Origin of the sequence: Pandoraea iniqua, from assembly GCF_902459685.1 — a bacterium.
In the GTDB taxonomy this organism is placed as follows: domain Bacteria; phylum Pseudomonadota; class Gammaproteobacteria; order Burkholderiales; family Burkholderiaceae; genus Pandoraea; species Pandoraea iniqua.
Map to the genome: position 1 here is coordinate 630,770 of NZ_CABPSF010000001.1, position 20,953 is coordinate 651,722.

Annotated in this window: 19 protein-coding genes; 5 read left to right on the forward strand and 14 right to left on the reverse strand. The window is 64.5% G+C overall.

Translation table 11 applies throughout. The annotated features are described in order from the left end of the window. Positions 1–9 precede the first annotated feature (9 nt). The 6 genes from PIN31009_RS02745 to argS form a co-directional block, all read right to left on the reverse strand. A complete protein-coding gene (locus PIN31009_RS02745; RefSeq protein WP_150789226.1) occupies positions 10–882 on the reverse strand; it encodes a hypothetical protein in 873 nt (290 codons plus the stop codon). Positions 883–1,034: 152 nt separating this feature from the next. After that, complete coding sequence (locus PIN31009_RS02750; protein WP_150789227.1) at positions 1,035–2,354, reverse strand: MFS transporter; 1,320 nt, start codon at positions 2,352–2,354, stop codon at positions 1,035–1,037. A 299-nt stretch (positions 2,355–2,653) separates the two neighbouring features. Continuing rightward, positions 2,654–3,496 (reverse strand): SDR family oxidoreductase, encoded by an 843-nt coding sequence (locus tag PIN31009_RS02755; RefSeq protein ID WP_150789228.1) that lies wholly within the window; start codon positions 3,494–3,496, stop codon positions 2,654–2,656. A gap of 45 nt (positions 3,497–3,541) precedes the next feature. Then, positions 3,542–4,240: a thiol:disulfide interchange protein DsbA/DsbL gene (locus tag PIN31009_RS02760; protein WP_150682908.1), complete on the reverse strand. Its 699-nt coding sequence runs from the start codon at positions 4,238–4,240 to the stop codon at positions 3,542–3,544. A 298-nt stretch (positions 4,241–4,538) separates the two neighbouring features. Further along, positions 4,539–5,234, reverse strand: coding sequence for an SPOR domain-containing protein (locus tag PIN31009_RS02765; protein ID WP_150789229.1), 696 nt, complete (start codon positions 5,232–5,234; stop codon positions 4,539–4,541). Positions 5,235–5,291: 57 nt separating this feature from the next. Beyond that, complete coding sequence (gene argS / locus PIN31009_RS02770) at positions 5,292–7,055, reverse strand: arginine--tRNA ligase (RefSeq protein ID WP_150789230.1); 1,764 nt, start codon at positions 7,053–7,055, stop codon at positions 5,292–5,294. Between the two features lie 163 nt (positions 7,056–7,218). Between argS and PIN31009_RS02775 the strand changes: the two genes are divergently transcribed. Next, complete coding sequence (locus PIN31009_RS02775) at positions 7,219–7,542, forward strand: DUF1840 domain-containing protein (protein WP_150789231.1); 324 nt, start codon at positions 7,219–7,221, stop codon at positions 7,540–7,542. A gap of 208 nt (positions 7,543–7,750) precedes the next feature. On the opposite strand, the gene PIN31009_RS02780 is transcribed toward PIN31009_RS02775, so the two are convergent. The 4 genes from PIN31009_RS02780 to PIN31009_RS02795 all read right to left on the reverse strand — a co-directional run bounded on the left by PIN31009_RS02780 (position 7,751) and on the right by PIN31009_RS02795 (position 13,027). Then, positions 7,751–8,074, reverse strand: coding sequence for a hypothetical protein (locus PIN31009_RS02780; protein ID WP_058377020.1), 324 nt, complete (start codon positions 8,072–8,074; stop codon positions 7,751–7,753). Between the two features lie 192 nt (positions 8,075–8,266). Then, positions 8,267–8,977 (reverse strand): MgtC/SapB family protein, encoded by a 711-nt coding sequence (locus PIN31009_RS02785; RefSeq protein WP_058380039.1) that lies wholly within the window; start codon positions 8,975–8,977, stop codon positions 8,267–8,269. Positions 8,978–9,182: 205 nt separating this feature from the next. Next, positions 9,183–11,888 (reverse strand): methionine synthase, encoded by a 2,706-nt coding sequence (metH, locus tag PIN31009_RS02790; protein WP_150789625.1) that lies wholly within the window; start codon positions 11,886–11,888, stop codon positions 9,183–9,185. Positions 11,889–11,911: 23 nt separating this feature from the next. Then, entirely contained in the window at positions 11,912–13,027 is a 1,116-nt protein-coding gene (locus PIN31009_RS02795; protein ID WP_246185485.1) for a homocysteine S-methyltransferase family protein, read from the reverse strand. Between the two features lie 184 nt (positions 13,028–13,211). Here PIN31009_RS02795 and PIN31009_RS02800 point away from each other — a divergent pair, with 184 nt between their 5' ends. Beyond that, positions 13,212–13,604: a rhodanese-like domain-containing protein gene (locus PIN31009_RS02800; protein WP_150683427.1), complete on the forward strand. Its 393-nt coding sequence runs from the start codon at positions 13,212–13,214 to the stop codon at positions 13,602–13,604. Positions 13,605–13,706: 102 nt separating this feature from the next. Here the strand turns inward: PIN31009_RS02800 and PIN31009_RS02805 are convergent, their stop codons facing one another. The 4 genes from PIN31009_RS02805 to PIN31009_RS02820 form a co-directional block, all read right to left on the reverse strand. After that, positions 13,707–13,964 carry a BTH_I0359 family protein gene (locus PIN31009_RS02805; RefSeq protein WP_058377023.1) on the reverse strand — a complete coding sequence of 86 codons (258 nt, stop codon included), beginning with the start codon at positions 13,962–13,964 and terminating at the stop codon, positions 13,707–13,709. A 181-nt stretch (positions 13,965–14,145) separates the two neighbouring features. Then, positions 14,146–14,940 (reverse strand): 3-oxoadipate enol-lactonase, encoded by a 795-nt coding sequence (gene pcaD, locus PIN31009_RS02810; protein ID WP_150789232.1) that lies wholly within the window; start codon positions 14,938–14,940, stop codon positions 14,146–14,148. Positions 14,941–15,161: 221 nt separating this feature from the next. Then, positions 15,162–16,304 carry a DUF3108 domain-containing protein gene (locus PIN31009_RS02815; protein WP_150789233.1) on the reverse strand — a complete coding sequence of 381 codons (1,143 nt, stop codon included), beginning with the start codon at positions 16,302–16,304 and terminating at the stop codon, positions 15,162–15,164. Positions 16,305–16,502: 198 nt separating this feature from the next. Beyond that, on the reverse strand, positions 16,503–17,417 hold the full coding sequence (locus PIN31009_RS02820; RefSeq protein WP_150789234.1) for an IclR family transcriptional regulator: 915 nt from the start codon (positions 17,415–17,417) through the stop codon (positions 16,503–16,505). A gap of 163 nt (positions 17,418–17,580) precedes the next feature. Between PIN31009_RS02820 and PIN31009_RS02825 the strand changes: the two genes are divergently transcribed. The 3 genes from PIN31009_RS02825 (at position 17,581) to PIN31009_RS02835 (ending at position 20,946) form a co-directional block, all read left to right on the forward strand. Beyond that, positions 17,581–18,567 carry a fumarylacetoacetate hydrolase family protein gene (locus PIN31009_RS02825; protein ID WP_150682916.1) on the forward strand — a complete coding sequence of 329 codons (987 nt, stop codon included), beginning with the start codon at positions 17,581–17,583 and terminating at the stop codon, positions 18,565–18,567. A gap of 292 nt (positions 18,568–18,859) precedes the next feature. After that, positions 18,860–20,011, forward strand: a complete 1,152-nt coding sequence (locus tag PIN31009_RS02830; RefSeq protein ID WP_150682917.1) for an ABC transporter substrate-binding protein — start codon at positions 18,860–18,862, stop codon at positions 20,009–20,011. A 113-nt stretch (positions 20,012–20,124) separates the two neighbouring features. Further along, a complete protein-coding gene (locus tag PIN31009_RS02835) occupies positions 20,125–20,946 on the forward strand; it encodes an enoyl-CoA hydratase/isomerase family protein (protein ID WP_058377029.1) in 822 nt (273 codons plus the stop codon). Positions 20,947–20,953: the final 7 nt, after the last annotated feature.

The window sequence follows — 20,953 nt, forward strand, 5'->3', positions numbered from 1 at the left end:
CCGATCGCCTCAACGGCGCGGCAACACCCCGAAGCGTTTTCCCACTGTGTCGATCACCACGATGCGCTCCAGGAAGGGCGCGTTGCCAATCGTCGGCGCCATGCGATCGTCGTCGCGCAACGTGTAGGCCAGCGTCACATGCACCGGTTGCCCGCCGACCGTCAGTGCAAGGTCGGTGCGTTTGGGCAGCATCACCAGCGGGTTTCCCAAAGCGGGCACTGTGATCGGCGCGGGGCGGTCGTCGGCCGTGGCGGTGTCCGGGATGAGTGCCCACTGGTCGGGCGGCACCACCAGCTCGAACATGCTGCTCCCCGTGTCGAAAATCGCCAGCCCGCTGAACGCCGGGGCGGCGTAGTCCACCAGAATCTTGTCGCGCAGGTTGCCCGCGCTTTCCCGATAGCGCGAGAAATGCGCCGGCCATCGCGCGCTCAACGCGTCCGTTTGTTCCGGGTTCAGCCAGTAGATGCGTTGCTCCCGGTAGTCGATCGCAATGGCCATCCCGCGCGTGAACGCGTAGCCGAGCGTGCCGATCAACGGTGGCTCATCCGGCGAGCGCGGCACAGTTCCCAACGCGGGCCGAGCTTCGAACGGGACTTGCATGCGCAGTCCGCTGTCGAAAATCAACGCCATTTCAGTGGGCAGCGTGGACGAGGCCGATGAAGCGGACGACGTCGGCAACGCCTCGTCAGCCACGCCCAACACCGGCCCGGCGGCTCGCCCATAGAGCAGGTTCGCCGGCGCCCCCGTATCCCATTGAAAGCGCACCCGCTGACCGGTCGCGGCCAGTGTTGCCTCGATGAAGATGGCGGTGCGCTCGTGAACCTTCCCGTCCAGTCGTGCCGACGCAAACTTGAAGGGCAGCCAATCCTGATACTCGAACATGGGGGCAGACGTCTCAGTGCCGGGCGCCGTTGCGGCGGCCAAAAAGAAAACCCCGCTGTCGCGGGCGCGAGAGCGGGGTACCGGTATCGGTATCGGGTCGGCAACGCATGTCAGTCATCGCAGTGGCGGCGCTGGCATCGCGTTGTTGGCAATCAAGCGTGCTGCGCTGCCGACGGAATGTGACGGCCATCGCGGCCGAGCAGTCCGTACGTGACGAGGCTGATCGCCACGGTGAGCAGGATGTAGTACGCCGGGGCCAGCTCGTTTTGCGTCGCCTTGATCAGGTACGTGATCCAGAACGGCGCCAGACCGCCGAAGAGCATGACCGACACGTTGTAGAGAATCGACACGCCCGTCGAGCGCACCCCTACCGGAAACACCTCGGTGACGGCCGTCGGGAACGCGCCCCACACGAAGCCCATGCAAACGGCCGGCAGAATCTGCGCGAGCAGCAGGTTGCCCATCGACGGTGCGCCATGCAGTCGCGTGAACATCCAGAACGACGCCAGCCCATAGAGCAGCACGAACAGCAGGATCAGCGGCTTGCGGCCCACGCGATCCGAGATCCAGCCCGCGAGCGGGCACATGAACGCGATCAGCATGGCGGCGACAAACGTCGACAAGCTCGCCGCACCTTGCGACAGACCGAGTTGCTTCACTGCGTAAATCGGCGTGTAGATCAGCGTGACGTAGAACGACGTCGTCGCAGCCACCGTCAGGCCGAAGCCGGCGATCAGCGAGCGATAGTGATTCGCGAACACTTCGGCGAGCGGCGTGCGGCGCGTGGGTTCACGCACGGCGGCGTAGGCGAGGAACTCCGGCGATTCCGTCATGCGGCGGCGAATGTAGAAACCTACCGGGCCGATCAGAATCCCGAACAGGAACGGCAGACGCCAGCCCCACGATTCCAGCGCTTCTTTCGTCAGCCCCGTATTGAGCAGATACGCACACAGCCCGGCGAGCGCGACGGCCAGCGCTTGCGAGCACATCTGGAAGCTGCCGTAGAAGCCGCGCAGGTGCGGCGGCGAGAACTCGATCAGCATGGCCGTCGAGCCGCCGAATTCGCCCCCGGCGGAGAAGCCCTGAATCACCCGCGCCAGCAGAATCAGCAGCGGTGCCGCGAAGCCGATGGTCGCGTAGGTCGGGGCGATACCGATCAGGCCGGTACCCAGCGCCATGAGCAGCACCATGACCGACAGCGCCGACTTACGGCCCGCGTGGTCGGCATAGAGACCGAAAGCAATACCGCCAATGGGACGGAAGAAGAATGCGACACCGAGCGACGCCACACTCGCGAGCAGCGAGTTGGTCTCATCGACGGCAGGGAAGAACAGTTTTGCAATGACGACGGCGAACAGACCGTAGACGGTGAAGTCGAACCACTCGAATGCGTTGCCCAGCGTAGACCCGATCACAGCCTTGCGTCGCAGTGCCGGATCGATAACCGGCGTGCCGGTGGGGGTTGCCTGCATGTGCCTCTCCTGCTCTTGGTTGGGAGCGCCGCACTTGGAAGCCTCACCCGGCAGCAACCGCGCGCCGGCATGGCCTTCTCTCTGGTGGCGGCAAAACCGTCAGTGACGTGTGTGCGTCTTGTGTGCGCTGTCTGTGTGACCTCTGTTTGAGTGACTTATCCACTCTAGCGCAGGTACGCAACGCACCACAACGGGTCAATATTCCGCTGGCGGGAGGTCGTTTCAGGGATGAGACGCGGGAGGCGGCAGGGGACGGGCGCCACGCCGCGTATGGGCGGCGCCCGGGTGTGAGCGCTGGCTCAGGAAGGATCGGTGTCCGTTTTCGACGCGGCTTGCGTGCCGTCGGCCGCTTTCTGACGATCTGCCATACGCGGCTTGCGTGGGGCTTTGGCGAACGCCATGTCATAGAGCCAGCGCGGCAGGCGTCGCAACAGGCAGGCCACCACGCCCATCTGCCACGGCAGCACGACAAAGCGCTTGCGCCGTGCAATGGCGCTGGCGGCCTTGCGCGCGAACTTGCCGGCATCCATCAGGAACGGCATCGGGAACGGATTGCCGTCGGTCATCGGCGTACGGATGTAGCCCGGCGCGATCGTAACCACCGCGACTTTGTCGGCGCGCAATTCCACGCGCAGGCTTTCCAGATACGTCATCGCTGCGGCTTTCGACGCGCTGTACGCGCCGTGCCCCGGCAGACCGCGTACGCCCGCCACGCTACCGATACCCACGAGCGCACCGCGTTTGACCGCACGCATGGGACCGACAAACGGGCTGAAGGTGGCGACCATCGCCATCCAGTTCGTGTCCATGACCGACGCGAAATGCGGCAGATCGGCGGGGTCTTCGGTGTTCACGCCGTGGCTGATACCGGCGTTGGCGATCACGATGTCCGGCGTGCCGTGGCGCGACATGAAGTCTTCGGCGGCGGCGCGCAGCGCGATCGCGTCACGCACATCGAGTGCGTAGCAATGCACGGCGTGTGGATGCGGCAGCGTGGCGGCCAGATCGGCGAGCTTGTCGCCGCGCCGCCCAACCAGCCCGAGAATGGCGCCCTCGGCGGCGTAGTGCCGCGTGAGCGCCTCGCCCAGCCCGCTGGAGGCGCCCGTGATGAAGACCTTCGGTGATGCAGTATGTGTCGCCATGAACGCAAAAGCCCGGCCGGAGCCGGGCTTTGTGAGGCGCGAAGCTTAGAGCTTCTTCGCGCGGATCTGATTGATGATCGAATCGGCCGTCTTGAGGGCCGCGTCGAACGTCTGCTGCTCGGTCGTCGCCGGCTTGCCGGCCTTTTGCAGCGCGTCGCCCGAGGTGGCCGGCGAGACGAGGTACTTGCCTTGGATCGCGATCGTCGGCACGCCGTCGATCTTGTAGTCCTGCCACGCCTTGTTGGCCAGTTCGACCGGCGTTTCCTTGCGCATCATGGCAGGCTTGCCAGCGGCGTCGTAGGCGTTGATGTAAGCCGTCTTGTCGATGCCGAACTGCGCGAGGAAGTCGGCTTGCGATTCCTTGGTCAGCAGGTAGTTGTGCTTGACGTGAATTTCATTGAAGACCTTCGGCGTGAGTTCGGCTTCCTTGCCCAGCGCAGTCAGCGCAATGAACATGCGCGTGTGCGGCTCAAAGCGGCTTTGGAAGGCCACCGGCACGCGCTTGAACACGACGTCCTTGCCCTGCGCCTTGACCCACTTTTCAAGCGTCGGCTCGAGCGCATTGCAATGCGGGCAGCCGTACCAGAAGAATTCGGTCACTTCGATCTTGCCGGCACCCGCGGTGAGCGGTTGCTGCGGAATCGTCACGTAGTCGGTCCCCGCGACCGGCGCTTCAGGCGAGGCAACGGCCGCACCCGAGAGAAACCCGAAAGAAATCAGAACGGCACCAAGAAGTTTTTTCATGATCGTTGTTTAGGAGTGAAGCAGGCGCGCCAGCGCTGGTGTAGCGACGCTTCTGCGAAACCATAGCCCGGAATTAGGGGGAACAGGCCCTGAGGCACATTCGCCACTGCGTATGACCGGGCGGCATTCGCCGGGTTCAACGCGTTGCGTGTGTCGAGTGTGCCAAATTCCCCCCGCATGATGGGGCATTTTGCGACGACTTGCTGTACCGGTATGCGCTCGCGACCGGCCCGGCAAATGACTTCGGCGATCGGAAAACAAGCGGCGTTGCGACAGGCGCAACGCCGCTTGCGTTCGTTCATTGCTTCGTGAAACGGATGACTGCCGTGTCGTAGCCGCCGTCTTGCAGGCGTTGACGCACGTGGTTCATCTCGTCGAGCTTGCCGTACGGGCCAAGGCGCACGCGGAACAGCGTGAGGCCGTTGGCGTCGCGCTGCGTCACCTTCGCTTCGAAGCCCGACAGGGCCAGCTTGGCACGCAGTTGTTCGGCGTCGTTTTGCGACTTGAACGCACCCACTTGCAGGTAATAACCCGTGCTGGCGTTATCCGTGGCGCTGGCCGGGGGCGTCGTCGGCGGTGCGACCGGGACGGTCGACTTGCCGTTCAGGATGTCGGCCGGCGAGGGCTTGGCCGGCGGGGTGGCCGGGGTGGCCGGCACGGCCGGGGCCGTGGTTTCAGGTGTGGCGGGCGTAACAGTCGTGCCCGGGACGAGCGGCGACGTGACGGCCGGCTGCGACGCGGTGTCCGGCGTCACAGTACCCGGGGCCGCGCCCGGCAGCGGGGTTCGCGGCTGGAGCGACTTGTTCGGATCGGGCGGCTGCGCGGCCGGCGAGTTGTCGGCAGGGCGCGGCGGCGTCTTTTCGACGAACGGGGTCGGCGTCTTCGTAATGTAGAGCGCAACAACGACGGCAACGGCCAGCCCAACGATCAGGCCGAGCACGATGCCCAGGAATGTGCCGCCCCGCTGGCGGGGCTGACGACGTTTGTTTGCCATCGAGTCGATTCCGTCCTTACAGAGTTCCGTTGCGTTTCCGGTCCGGAGTGGTTGGAGTTACATCTTGGCCGGTGCAGACACGCCCAGCACGGCCAGACCGTTGCGCAGCACCTGACGCGTCGCCGCGAGCAGCGCGAGGCGCGCATGCTTGACGGTGTCGTCGTCGACCAGCACGCGGTCCGAGTTATAGAACGAGTGGAACGCACCCGCGAGATCGCGCAGATAGAACGCCACCGCGTGCGGGGCCAGTTCTTCGGCGGCACGCGTGAGCATGTCCGGATACTCGGCGAGCAGTTGCAGCAACGCGAGGGCGCGCTCGCTGTCGAGCGGCGACAGATCGACATTCGCGAGTTGCGCCTCGTCACCGCCCCACTGCGTGAGGATCGAGCAGATGCGGGCGTGTGCGTACTGCACGTAATACACCGGGTTCTCGTCGTTCTGCTTGAGCGCGAGATCCACGTCGAACACGAATTCGGTGTCGGCCTTGCGCGAGATCAGGAAGAACCGCACGGCGTCGCGGCCACGGCGCAGCGCATCTTCACGGGCAGCCGGGTCGGTGATCGGCGTCTCGGCCGTGATGCCGCCCGACCATTCGATCAGGTCGCGCACGGTCACGTAGCTGCCGGCACGCTTGGAGATCTTCACCTCTTCGCCGTTGCGCATGACGGTGACCATCTTGTGCAGCACGTAGTCGGGGTAGCCCTTCGGAATACCGATGCCGAGCGCTTGCAGACCGGCGCGCACGCGGGCGATGGTGCCGTGGTGGTCCGAGCCCTGCACGTTGATGACTTGGTGGAAACCGCGGTCCCACTTGCGCGTGTGATATGCCACGTCGGGCACGAAGTACGTGAACGTGCCGTCGGACTTGCGCATCACGCGGTCCTTGTCGTCGCCGTAGTCGGTCGTGCGCAGCCACAGCGCGCCGTCCTGTTCGTACGTCACGCCGGCATCGATGAGCGCCTGTACCGTGCGCTCGACGCTGCCGTCGGCGTACAGCGACGACTCGAGATAGTACTGATCGAAGATCACGCCGAACGTTTGCAGATCGATGTCTTGCTCGCGGCGCAGATACGCCACCGCAAACGCGCGGATCGAGTCGATGTCTTCCACGTTGCCGCTGCCGGTGACCGGCTCGCCGTCGGACGCCTGCACCGTCTTACCGGCGAGGAAATCTTGCGCGATGTCGCCGATGTAGTCGCCGTTGTAGGCCGACTCGGGCCACTCGGCGTCACCCGGCTTGAAACCGCGTGCACGGGCCTGCACCGACGTCGCCAGCGTCTGAATCTGCACGCCGGCGTCGTTGTAGTAGAACTCGCGGTGCACCGGGCGGCCTTGCGTGTCGAGCAGTGCCGAGATGGTGTCGCCCAGCGCGGCCTGGCGGCCGTGACCGACGTGCAGCGGGCCGGTCGGGTTAGCCGAGACGAACTCGATGAGCACCGGGGCGGCTTCGTTGCTGGCGGCACGGCGGCCGAACGCGGCGCCTTCGGTCAGGATGGCGCTGGCCACCGACTGTTTGGCGGCATTGGCCAGACGCAGGTTGATGAAGCCGGGGCCGGCGATTTCGACGGCGTCGACCAGACCTTTGGCGCGTGCGTCGGCGAGAATCGCGTCGGCGATCTTCTGCGCCAGCTCGCGCGGGTTGGCGCGCAGCGGCTTGGCGAGTTGCATCGCGACGTTACAGGCCAGATCGCCGTGAGCGGCGACTTTCGGGCGTTCCAGCAGGATCGTCGGCGCGGCCGGTGCGGTGCCGTCAGTCGGCAGCAGGCCGGTAACGACGTCGCCGATCAGCGCGACGAGAGCATTCTTTTGGGCGGGTAGCATGGCGGGTGTTTCGGGTGCGTCCGGACGGCGTCCAGACAGGCAATTGAATCGTCAGCACCGGATTTTAACAGGTGTATGATGATTCCACGGTGCCCGCGGCCCCGCACATTACGTGACATGGGGGCGCAGTGGCAGTGGGGATAAGTCGAATAAGGAGGCAACCATGCTGGTAACGTTCAAGTCGAAAGCGTCACCGAATATCACCATGCTGGAAAATCTCGCACAGTATCTGCTCGGTGTCGTCGGCAAAAAGCTCGGCGAACGCGGGGCGATCGGGGATGACGAAACCGGCGGTGCGATCGCGAAGCTCGAAGCCGCGATTGCGGAAGACAACGAAGCCGCGAAGAAAGAAAGCGAGGGCAAGAAGTCCGACGAGCGCGATGAGGACAACCGCCTGCGGCTCGCACAACGCGCGTATCCGTTGCTCGACATGCTGCGCGAAGCCAACAAGCTCAATGTCGCCGTCATGTGGGAAACCGGCAACTGATAACCCAGCACCAGCCCGTCATCAACGCGGCACCAACGCGGTACCAACGCGTCACCGAAGTCGAAAAAAAGCAGGCCACGAATCGTGAGCCTGCTTTTTTTATGCCCGGCCGGAAGACGTCACCCCCGGGCGAGGGTAGCAATGATGCAGTGGTGACGCTCGACCGGCCGTAAGCATCGGGGCGCTTGGATGTCCGTGCGCCCCACGCTTACTGGGCCTTGCCCGGTGCGTTATCCGGCGCGTTGGTGGCACCGTTACCGGTGTTGCCGTTGTTCGGCGTCTTCTTAGTGCTGTGACGCGGCTGCTGCGCATGCGAATTCGGATGGGGGTTCGACGGCGTCATGGTCTGTGCGCCCGGCGTCGGCGCTGCCGGCGAAGTCGGATCGGCCCGGCTCGGCATCGGCGTCGTCGGGGCGGTCGTGCTGCCGCCGCCAGGGCCGGCTGCACCGCCGCCGCCGGCACCTTGGGCGAAGCTCAGTGCCGAGGCACCGGCGAGGGTCAGGGCAGCAACCGAAATGATCAGCTTCTTCATCAGATGGACTCCTTTGCGTTGCACTGCACATCGTAGGGATACTGGGTGCAGGGCTCACTTGCGTTAGTGAGATTTCAGTCTAAGAGTCCGCAAACCACGGTGCTGTAAGGCTTTGTAATCGTTTGTAATTCGGCTTTTTCCCACGAGAAGGCCGCAATTCGCGTGGGAGATTGCGATGCAAGGGAGGAGTCGTCAGTCGTCCGAACGGCTCGACCAGAAGACTTGATTGACGCCCGGCAGCGTCTCGAGATGGTCGGTGAGCGCATCGAGTTCGCCCGCCTTGACGGCTGTGGGCAACAGCAGCGCTTCGATTTCGACTTCCGCTTCGCCAAACGGGTGGATGTCGAGCGCGCGCACCGGGTAGTTCGATGCTTCGAGCCACGCTTCGACCTTGTCGAGCACTTCGCGCTGCGTCGTGCGCGCGCAGATGACCGACAGCGCATAAGTGGCTTCGGCGGTGGCTTCGTTGATTGGCGCGCGGTTGATGCGGTTCACCACTGGGCGCAGCAGCGTGTTGGCCGCCAGCACGAAGGCCGCGACGATGACCGCTTCGAACAGCATGCTGGCGCCGGCCGCCGCGCCGACGGCGGCCGATCCCCAGAGCGTTGCGGCCGTGTTCAGGCCACGCACCGAGGCGCCGTCCTTCATGATCGCGCCCGCGCCGAGAAAGCCGACCCCCGACACGACGTACGAGATCACCCGCGTGTCGCCCGGCATCAGCCGCATCGACAGGTCGACGAACGCGGCGGCGCCCACGGCCACCAGTACGTTGGTGCGCAGGCCCGCCGTGCGTTGGCGCACCTGCCGTTCGACACCGATGATGCTGCCGAGCACAAACGCTACCGTGAGCGAGAGCAGGGTATTGAGCAGCGGATAGAGCTGGAAATTTTGGATGTTTTGCAGTGCGTGCATGGGACGTCTCGAAATGACGGTCACGGTGCAGGCCCTCCGCGCGGGGCGAGAGGGCCGGTATGCGGCAACCTGATCGGGCGCGACACTACGCTCAAGTTGCGACAGCGGCGTGACACCCGGGTCGATGCGACAGATCGATGAGCCGGGGCACGCCGCCGCGATTATGTCATGCAGACCATGCAGACGGGATGACGCGTTACGACAATTGCGGGGCAAGGAGACGCCGCGCGGTGGCTTCGTCCACGCCCGTGCGTTCCATGAAATCCTCGACCTGATCGGGGCCGATCTTGCCCACGCTGAAGTACGTGCTGTCCGGATGCGAGAGGTAGAAGCCCGACACGCTCGCGGCCGGCAACATGGCGAGCGATTCGGTCACGCTCATGTTGATTTCGTGCGCTTGCAGGTAGTGGAACATCGGCCCCTTGACCGAGTGTTCCGGGCAGGCCGGGTAGCCCGGTGCCGGACGAATACCCACGTACTCTTCCTTGATCAGCGCGTCGTTGTCGAGCGTCTCAGTGCTCGCATAACCCCAGAAGTCGCGGCGCACGCGCGTGTGCATGCATTCTGCGAAGGCTTCGGCCAAACGGTCGGCCAGCGCCTTGAGCATGATCGCGCTGTAGTCGTCGTGATCGGCGAGGAAGGTCGCTTCCTTGGCGTCCACACCCAGACCGGCGGTCACGGCGAACACGCCGATGTAGTCGGCCACACCGCTGTCTTTCGGGGCAATGAAGTCGGCCAGCGAGCGGTTGGGGCGACGCACGCCGTCCACGACCGGGCGCTCGCTTTGCTGGCGCAGGTTGTGCCACGTGAAGGCGACTTCCTTGCGCGACTCGTCGGTGTAGATCTCGATGTCGTCGTCGTTCACCACGTTGGCGGGCAGCATGGCGATCACGCCGTTGGCGGTGATCCAGCGGCCGAGAATCAGACGCTTGAGCATCGCCTTGCCGTCGGAGAACACACGGCGCGCCGATTCGCCAACGATCTCGTCGTTGAGAATCGCGGGGTAGGGGCCGGCGAGATCCCATGTCTGGAAGAACGGACCCCAGTCGATGTACTGCGCCAGTTCGGCCAGATCGTAGTTCTTGAACACGCGGCGGCCGATGAACTTCGGCTTGGGCGGCACGTAGGCCGACCAGTCGACCTTGAACTTGTTCTCGCGCGCGGTCTGGAGCGACACCATCGGCGTGGCCTTGCGGTTCGCGTGTTGCGTGCGCACGCGCTCGTAGTCGGCCTTCACGTCGGCGAGGTACTTGGTGGCGGCGTCGTCGGACAGCAGGTTCGAGGCGACCGATACCGAGCGCGAGGCGTCCGGCACGTAGATCACCGGGCCGTCATAGTGCGGCGCGATCTTCACGGCGGTGTGCACGCGCGAGGTCGTGGCGCCGCCGATGAGCAGCGGAATGTTGCGCAGACGGAAGTACTCGTCGCGCTGCATTTCCGAGGCCACGTAGGCCATCTCTTCGAGACTCGGCGTGATAAGGCCCGACAGGCCGATGATGTCCGCGCCTTCCGCCTTCGCTTTGGCGAGAATCTCGGCGCACGGCACCATCACGCCCATGTTCACGACTTCGAAGTTGTTGCACTGGAGCACCACGGTCACGATGTTCTTGCCGATGTCGTGCACGTCGCCCTTGACCGTGGCGATCACGATCTTGCCCTTCGAGCGCACGTCTTCACCGGCAGCGGCCATGCGCGCCTTTTCTTCTTCGATGAACGGCACCAAGTGCGCGACGGCCTGCTTCATCACGCGGGCGCTCTTGACCACCTGCGGCAGGAACATCTTGCCGGCGCCGAACAGGTCGCCGACCACGTTCATGCCGTCCATGAGCGGGCCTTCGATGACCTGAATCGGACGCCCGCCAGCGACCTCGATCTTCTGGCGCACTTCTTCCGTGTCTTCGACGATGAAGGTCGTGATGCCGTGCACCAGCGCATGTGCCAGACGGGCTTCGACCGGCTGGTTACGCCATTCGAGATTCTCTTCGCGCTTTTGCGCGCCGCCCTTGAAGCGGTCGGCGATTTCCAGCAGGCGCTCGGTGCTGTCTTCGCGGCGGTTGAGCACCACGTCTTCCACGCGTTCGCGCAGTTCGGAATCGAGGTTTTCGTACACGCCGAGCTGGCCGGCGTTGACGATGCCCATGTCCATGCCGGCCTGAATCGCGTGATACAGGAACACGGTGTGAATCGCCTCGCGCACGAGGTCGTTGCCCCGGAACGAGAACGACACGTTCGACACGCCGCCGCTGATCTTGGCACCCGGCAGGTGTTCCTTGATCCAGCGCGTGGCGTTGATGAAGTCGACCGCGTAGTTGTTGTGTTCTTCGATGCCGGTGGCGACCGCGAAGATGTTCGGATCGAAGATGATGTCTTCGGGCGGGAAGCCAATCTCGTCGACCAGCACGCGATAGCTGCGCTCGCAGATTTCGGTCTTGCGCGCGTAAGTGTCGGCCTGACCCTTCTCATCGAACGCCATCACGACCGCGGCGGCGCCATAGCGGCGGATGCGTTTCGCGTGATGCAGGAACGCTTCCTTGCCTTCCTTGAGCGAGATCGAGTTGACGATGGCCTTGCCCTGCACGCACTTCAGACCCGCTTCGATGACTTCCCATTTCGACGAGTCGATCATGATCGGCACGCGCGCGATGTCGGGCTCGGAGGCGATCAGATTCATGAAGCGCACCATGGCCGCCTTCGAATCCAACATGGCTTCGTCCATGTTGATGTCGATGACCTGCGCGCCGTTCTCGACCTGTTGACGGGCCACTGCGAGCGCTTCGTCGAACTGGCCGTTCAGGATCATGCGCGCGAACGCCTTGGAGCCGGTGACGTTGGTCCGCTCACCGACGTTCACGAAGAGCGTGCCTTCGCCGATATTGAAGGGCTCGAGGCCGGACAGGCGCATCGGTTGCACGTTGGGCGTTTGGCTCATGCTGCATCATCCTCATCATTGCGGTACTGCGCCGGCCAGCGGCGCGGCTTGACGTCGGCGAGTGCCTTGGCAATCTCGGCGATGTGTTCGGGCGTGGTGCCGCAGCAGCCACCGGCCAGATTCACGAGACCGGCCTGCGCGAATTCTTTGAGCAAGCCCGAGGTCACGTCCGGCGTCTCATCGAAGCCGGTGTCGCTCATCGGGTTGGGCAACCCTGCGTTCGGATACACCGACACGTAGGTATTGCACAGCTTGGCCAGCTCGGCGATGTACGGACGCATGAGCGTGGCGCCCAGCGCGCAGTTCAGGCCGAACGTGAGCGGGCGGGCGTGGCGCAGCGAGTTCCAGAACGCTTCGACCGTCTGGCCCGACAGAATGCGGCCGGAAGCGTCGGTGACGGTGCCCGAGATCATGATCGGCAGCACTTCGCCGGTGTCTTCGAACAGCTCGTCGATCGCGAAGAGCGCAGCCTTGGCGTTGAGCGTGTCGAAAATCGTTTCGACGAGGAACAGGTCGACGCCGCCTTCCAACAGCGATTTGGCCTGCGCGTAGTAGGTGTCGCGCAACTGGTCGAAGTCGACGTTGCGTGCGCCCGGGTCGTTCACGTCGGGGCTGATGCTCGCGGTCTTGGGCGTCGGGCCGATGGCGCCGGCGGCAAAACGGGGCTTGTCCGGGGTGCTGAAGGCGTCGCAGGCTTCACGGGCCAGACGCGCCGACTCGCGGTTCATCTCGTTGGCCAGATGCTCCATGTGATAGTCGCTCTGCGCAACCGTCGTCGCCCCGAAGGTGTTCGTCTCGAGGATGTCGGCGCCGGCGGCGAGGTACTTGCGGTGAATCTCGCTGATCACATCGGGGCGCGTGAGCGAGAGCAACTCGTTGTTGCCCTTCACGTCGTGCGCGAAGTCGGCAAAGCGCTCGCCGCGATACTGTGCTTCGTCCAGCTTGTACTGCTGGATCATCGTCCCCATCGCGCCGTCCAGAATCAGGATGCGCGATTCGAGCAACGCCGGCAGTGCTTGCCCGCGGGTATAGCGAAGCTTCGGCGGCTGCAGGGTGGCGGCCGGCGTGGTGCCAGCGCCAGCGTTGGCGGTGGAGGGGGAAGCGGTGGTCATGACGAGCGTCGCCTTGGAGTGGCCGGAAAACCTATAATTGTAATGGTTTTGGCGCATCCCGCTTGCTCGCGGGCCGCGCCGGGCGGGCGCCAGGCGCCTCATACATGCCTCTCACACGCCCTTGCGGTGACTTGAGCTTCTGCCCGCAAGGCGACTTGAAACATTGACCCTCTACCCCGACGACATGGAATTCCTGCTCCCGAGTGCTGCCAACAAGTTTCTGCAAGCCAACGCCAATGCGCTGTTCGTCGACTGCCGCAGCGAGATGGAGTACCTGTTTGTCGGACATCCGGCAGGGGCCATCCACGTGGCTTGGAACGACGGCCCGGACTGGGAGATCAACCCGCACTTCGTGCAAAGCGTGCGCAAGCTGGCAGGCGCCGGCGGCGACCGGCCCGTCGTGCTGATCTGCCGCAGCGGTAACCGGAGTTCGGCCGCGGGTGAGGCGCTCGAAGCGGCCGGTTTCCTGAACGTCTACGGCGTGCTGCACGGCTTCGAGGGCGATCTGAACGCCACCCATCATCGCAATGCCGTCAACGGCTGGCGCTTCGACGGGCTGCCGTGGGAGCAGTGCTGAAGTGATGATGAAAGCCTGACATCGCAGCAAGCTTCGCCGGAATGAAAAAACCCTCGCATCGCGAGGGTTTTTCGTCTGGCGGCACCGCGTACGGTGTTTGCGTCAGTGGAGCACGACCGGGTTCGTCATGAAGGTGTCGAACTGACCGAGGAATTCATCGACTTCGTCCTCGGAAGGTTCGCTGGCAATCAATTTCTGCACTTCTTCACGGAATTGCCGGGCAAGCGAGCCGTCGAGAAAAATTTCACGGCCAGCGGTTTTGTCCACGATTTCATACCCACCCGCAGACAGCGAGTGACTGCCGTTATCGGCTGAAAACTCGACGACATAGTAATTCGGGCTGTTGTAAATCATGAGCATGGCAACTCTCCTGGTGTTCCTGCATGGTCCTTGGTAACCCACATAGGGGCGACGCGGCGCGATTTCAAGAGGTATGACCCCATGATTCGCTTATCGGCACACCGGCTGACGAATTCAATGGTTTTGGTCCTCCTTATCGACAAGTTCCACAATTTCAGGAAGTCCCCTGCTTTGTGCAGGTTCAAACGTTAGATGCGGCCCCCTGCAAAAACGTTGCAACCGCATTAGTTACTAACTGTTTCTGCTCCACGATCGATAGGTGGGCGGCGTCGGGCACGATCTCCAACTGCGCTCCCGCAATGCCTTCGGCGATGCGGCGGGCCACGGCGGGCGGCGTGCTCGGGTCGTTCTCGCCGACGATGACCAGTGTCGGCAGGGCGATTTCCGACAGGCGTGCCCGCACATCGAACGCGGCGAGCGCTTCGCACGAGGCGGCAAAGCCTTCCGGGTTGGTATGGGCGACCAGATGACGGATGCGTTCAGTCACTTCCGGTTCGTGCTTGCGAAAGCGTTTGCCGAGCCAGCGCTCCATCGTGCCTTCGGCCAGCGCCTTCATGCCGCCGTCGCGGGCCTTGGATGCGCGTTCCCGAAAGAGCGCCGCGTCGGCCTTGTCGTAGCCCGACGTCGTATCGATCAGCGTGAGGCTGTCGATGCGCTCGGGGGCGTCTAGCGCAAGCTGCTGCGCGACGGCACCGCCCATCGAGATGCCTACGAAATGCGTACTCGGGATTTCCAGCGAATTGAGCAGGGCGGCCGCATCGGCGGCCAATTGCGCGATGGTGTAAGGGCCATGCGGCGCGTCGCTCTGGCCGTGGCCGCGGCTGTCGTAGCGCAGGACCCGGAAGTGCGCGGCGAGGGTCGGCACGAGGTCGTCCCAGACCGTGAGGTCCGCACCCAACGGATGCGCCAGCGTCAGCCAAGGTCCGTGGCCGTCCACCGCGTAATGAAGCGATACGCCGTTAGCACTTACTTTCATCGTGTTCGGCCCTTTATCGTCAACCCCGTGGGATGTTTCTGATTATGTCAGGAACGTTGAACTTATGCTCATCGAATCGTAGCAGTGCGGCAACAGATATCCCGCCAAGCCGCATCAATCCTAGATCACTCGACGATCTAAACAATATTGAGTCGCCAGTTTGGGACGAAGTGTCGCGAATGCCGGGGGCGATCTGGGGCGATCGGGCGCGAATGGGCGTGTCAGGGCTGCGTCTTCTGCGTGAAGATCAGTTCGAACTCGTTGCCCGAGGGCTCGACCTGCTTCACCCGTACGGGCAGCCAGTCGAGCGACGGGGCGAGCCAGATGTCGACGCGCCGCCCGTCGCCATCGCGGCGCGGCAGTCGCGTGAAGTGGCGGGTTTCGAGATACCCCTGCGGCGTTTGCAGCGTCTCGCTGCCGACGTACTGCACCGGCCAGACCTCGCTGCTGTCGGTATCGACAACCGTGAACTCGTGCGTAACACCGACTTGCGTGTAGCGCTCGGGGTTGCCGCGTGCGTAGGCGGCCAATTGCATCATCACGCTGAAGCGATCCTGCGCACCGGGCGCCAGCGGCACCGATTGGCCCGAGCGCGAAAACGACAGCGTAGGCGTGCCGTCACGGTGGAAATCGGTGGTGTACACGGCGCGGCGCCCGCGTTTTTCCACATAACGCGACGGGGCGATGCCGTTGACGTCGTAACCGCCTTCGCTGATGAATTCAAACGTGCCGAAGAAGATGATCGGCACCGCGACGCGCAACTGATAGTGGCCGTTGTTGTTGACCCAATGCAGTTCGCCGGTCTGGTTGCGCACGCCGTTCATGAGGGCGTCGTACGTGAGCGTGACCGAGGGAGGCGGGTCGAACTTGTCGCCGTTGGCGGCGGCGGCCGTCAGTGCCGGGCCGGGCGGTTGCGGGGCGCTGGCGCCACTGGCCGGTGCGCCGGGCGTGTTGCCTTCGCCGGCTTCGGTGGTGGACGCGGCTTGCGGCCCCGGGGCGTCGGTCGTTTCCGGGGCGGCAAGCGTGTCGGGGCGTACGGGCGGTGCGGCCGGCTTCGGGCGCGGTTTGGGGGCGGGCTTCGGCTCGGGTGGCGCAGGCGGTGCAGGCGGCGCCACGGGCTTGAGCGGAATCAGCGTGATCGGAATGCTCGGAATCGGCGTGTCGTCGAGTGTCGTGCGATGCACGGCCACCCAGAAGGCGATGAGCACATGCACGGCAAACACCGCCAGCACCACCGACACCCACAACAGCCAGCGCCTGCGGGGCCGCGCAGGCGGCGTCGGGCCAGCGGGCGCCCGGGAGGCGGCGTCGGCAGAGGCATCGGGCGCAGCTTGGCGAGGCGGGCGGTTGGCAGGCAATGACACGAATCAGTAGGCCGGAACGACGGAGTGACGGAGCGGCGGAAAGTCAGGAAGTCAGGGCGTCAGCATCTCATATTGCGTTGCATCTGGTTCGACCGATGCGTCCGCCGCGGGTTCTGGATGATTACCGTGCGTTGGTTGCCCGCCATCGTGCCGGTCAGGTTCGGTTCAAGTTCGGTTCAGGTTCCGTTCAGGTTCCGATCAAGCGCCGGCCGGGTGCCGGGGCGCGTGCGCCTGCCCGAGATCGGCCGACAGTTGTTGCGCCAGCGTGCGCAGGGCCGTGTCGATCGGGCCGCCCCAGCTCGCGTCGAAGCGGCTTTCGGGGCCCAGCGCCATGAGGCCCATCACCAACTGGCCGGTCGCGTCGAACACCGGCATGCAGAAGGCGTTCACCGACGGCAGCACCGTGCCCTCCACGCGGGCGGCCCGGTGGGCGCGCACATCGTCGAGCACGGCATCGTACTGCGCACGTGTGGCAGGCAGATGATGGCGCGACGCGTGTTGCAGCGTGGCCAGCGCGGTATCGATGAGCGGTGCCGTCTGACGCGCGGGCAAATAGGCGGCGAACAGGCGTCCCGCGGCCGATTCGAGCATCGGCATCACATCGCCCAAGCGCAGCGGTACGCGCATCGGGAACGTCGAATCGAGCCAATGCACGACGGTCGGTCCGGAGTTCCCCCAGACGGCGATGCCCACGGTCTGGTCGATGGCGTCGCGCAATTCTCCCAGCGCAAAGCGCGCCGCCTTGAACGCGTCGATGCGGGCCAGATGGGCGAGCCCCATGCGTAGCGAGAACGGGCCAAGGTCATAGCGTCCGCTCACGGGGTCTTGCACGATGAGGCCGAGCCGCTGGAAGCTCACGAGATAGCGATGTGCCTTGGCCGGGTTCATGTCGGCCGCGTGAGCGAGATCGCGCAGCATCATCGCGTTCGAGGCTTCGGTCAGGACCTCGATGAGGCGGAAGCCCACTTCGATCGATTGAATGCCCGAGCGCGCCTTCTCCTCTTCGGGGGCGGCGCTCGTGTCGTCGGCGTGATCGGCCTGATCCGCGTGATCGACGTCGTCGGCAAGGTCAGTGCGTTTGGCGCTACGGGTGTCCGCAGTCTTGGTTTTCATGTCTCTGTTTTCCTCGTCGCGGTGGCTGTGCGAGGTGGCCACCGGTGCTGCCCGCGCGATTTCCCCGGATTTTCGAGGGGCGGCGCGGGCGATGCCCTCAGGTAGAATCATCGGCTTCACGCGCCATTCTATCGGGCCTGAGACCGCCCGCAGACACCATCACATGAAACTCGCTACCCGTAAGGACGGCACGCGCGACGGTCAACTGATCGTCGTGTCGCGCGATCTGTCGAGCGCCTGCATTGCCGACGCCGTGGCCCCCACGCTGCAACGCGTGCTCGACGACTGGACTTTCTACGCGCCGCAACTGCAAGCGCTGTACGACGCGCTCAATCACCACCGCGCCCGCAACACCTTCGCGTTCGATCCGGCCGAGTGCATGGCACCGCTGCCGCGCGCGTATCAGTGGGCGGACGGTTCGGCCTATGTGAACCACGTCGAACTGGTGCGCAAGGCACGCGGTGCCGAAATGCCGCCCGAGTTCTGGACCGACCCGCTCATGTACCAAGGCGGCAGCGACGACTTCATCGGGCCGACGGAAGATATCGTGTGCGCGTCGGAAGACTTCGGCATCGACTTCGAGGCCGAAGTTGCCGTGATCACGTCCGACGTGCCGATGGGCGCCAGCCCGGCGCGCGCGCTCGAAGGCGTGCGCCTGCTGATGCTGGTCAACGACGTGAGCCTGCGCAACCTGATTCCGGCCGAGCTGGCCAAGGGTTTCGGCTTCTTCCAGAGCAAGCCCGCGACGGCGTTCTCGCCGGTCGCCATCACGCCCGACGAACTGGGCGACGCGTGGCGCGGCGGGCGTGTTCATCGTCCGCTGACGGTGAAGTGGAACGACAAGAAGTACGGCGCCCCCGAATGTGGCGAAGACATGGTGTTCGACTTCGGCCAGTTGGTGGCGCACGTGTGCAAGACGCGCAACGCCCGCGCGGGCACCATCGTCGGCTCGGGCACGATCTCGAACAAAGATCGCAGCCGGGGCAGCGCGTGCATTGCCGAAAAGCGCATGCTCGAGACCATCGAGAAGGGCGCGCCCGAGACGCAATTCATGCGTTATGGCGATCGTGTCCGCATTGAAATGTTCGACGCGCAGGGCAAGTCGATCTTCGGGGCCATCGATCAGGCAGTGGCGCCGCTCGACGAGTAATTCGCGGGTGGCCGATGACATTCGGGCAGGTGTCGGCGCGTGTCGGCCGGTGCCGCAGCGCGCTCGCCGGCCCATCCCGACGCGTCGAAAGTCACCGGCATAGGGTGAACCCGGATATGGCTGGCAATTCTGGCTCCGCTATTCTTTGTCTCCTTGAGTCGGTTCGTACCCCTACTGGGATAACGGGCCGGCTCTGACTTTCGCCGGCGCGGCGCGAGGTGTCCGTCCCGGGCGCTTTACGCAAGAAAACAACACAGCGCGGGCTCGACCAGAATTGGATTGGAGACTTTTCATGCGAAACCCCGTGCGCACTGCACTGCTGGGCGCGATGTTGCTGGCGTTGGCCGGTGGTGCCGCCGCTCAGGTGAAGATCGGCGTGAGCATTTCGCTCACCGGCCCGGCCGCCTCGCTCGGCATTCCCGCGCGCAACACCATCACCATGCTGCCGACCGAAATCGGTGGCCAGAAGGTCGACTACATCATTCTCGACGACGCGTCGGACACCACGACCGCCGTCCAGAACACCAAGAAGCTCATCTCCGAGAACCACGTCGACGCCATCATCGGCTCGTCGATCACGCCGAACACGCTGGCCATGCTCGACGTGATCGCCAGCGGCACCACGCCCACGATCTCGCTCGCGTCGTCCGCACGCATCATCGAGCCGGTCGACGCCAAGCGCTACTGGATGTTCAAGACGCCGCAAACCGACGCGCAGATGGCTTCCGCCATTGCCGAGCATGCGAGCCGCCATGGCGTGAAGACGATGGCCTTCATCGGTCAGGGCGACGCGCTGGGCGAGGCGTTCTATGACGAAGTCGCCAAGTTCGCCGCGCTGCAAAAGATCAAGATGGTCGCCAACGAGCGTTTCGCGCGTACCGACCCGAGCGTGACGGGCCAGATCCTGAAGATCATGGCAACCAACCCTGACGCCGTCGTCGTCGGTGCTGCCGGTACCCCGGCCGCATTGCCGCCCAAGGCGCTGGCCGAGCGCGGTTACAAGGGCCTCGTGTACCACAACCACGGCGTGGGCAATAACGACTTCCTGCGCGTTTGCGGCAAGGACTGCAACAACACCTACCTGCCGGCCAGCCCGGTGCTGGTGGCGTCGCAACTGCCGGCCGATCACCCGGCCAAGACCGTCGCCCTCGACTACATCAAGAAGTACGAGGCCAAGTACGGTGCGGGCACCGTGGCGGCGTTCGGTTCGTATGCGTGGGACGCCGGCATTCTGCTGCAACGCGCGATTCCGATCGCAGCGCAAAAGGCCAAGCCGGGCACGCCGGAATTCCGCAAGGCACTGCGCGACGCGCTCGAACAGAGCAAGGAAGTGCATGTCACGAATGGCGTGATCAACATGAGCGCGACCGATCACTTGGGGCTCGATCAGCGCGCCCGCGTGATGGTCAAGATCGAAAACGGCAAGTGGCTGCTGGCACAGTGACCGGCGCGCTGACCTGAAAAGCATTGATGACCGTCGGCGGTGCCGGGTTCGCCCGATGCCGTCGTTTTTCCAATCCCCGCCTGTGCGGGGATGTTTTTTTGGAGCGGTAGACCATGTCGCAAGACCCGTATCAACACTACTCGTCGCTGCAATTCAAGCGGCATCCGAACGGCGTGCTCGAAGTCATCATGGGCGCGGGCGCGAACAAGAGCGGCCTGTCGACCGCCGACCATCACATGCATCGCGAACTGGCCGACGTGTGGCGCGATATCGATCGCGATCCCGACACGCGCGCCGTGGTGATTCGCGGTGAAGGCAAGGGCTTTTCGGGCGGTGGCGACCTGTCACTCGTCGAAGACATGGCCGACAACTTCGACGTGCGTGCCCGCGTGTGGCGCGAGGCGCGCGATCTCGTCTACAACGTGATCAATTGCAGCAAGCCCATCGTCTCGGCGATGCATGGCCCGGCGGTGGGCGCGGGGCTGGTGGCCGGGCTGCTGGCGGACATCTCGATTGCGGCAAAGACCGCGCGCATCATCGACGGTCACACGCGTCTGGGCGTGGCGGCGGGGGACCATGCGGCGATCGTCTGGCCGCTGCTGTGCGGCATGGCAAAGGCAAAGTACTACCTGTTGCTGTGCGAACCCGTTTCCGGCGAAGAAGCGGAACGTATCGGGCTGGTGTCGTTGACGGTGGACGAGGCCGACCTGTTGCCCAAGGCGTTCGAAGTGGCCGACAAGCTCGCGCGCGGTTCGACCACGGCGATTCGCTGGACCAAGTACGCGCTCAACAACTGGTTGCGCAGCGCGGGGCCGTCGTTCGATGCGTCGCTCGCGCTGGAATTCATGGGCTTTGCCGGGCCCGACGTGCGCGAGGGCATTGCGTCCCTGCGCGAGCGCCGTGCGCCCGATTACAGCGGCGATGCACCGTTCTGAATCGGGT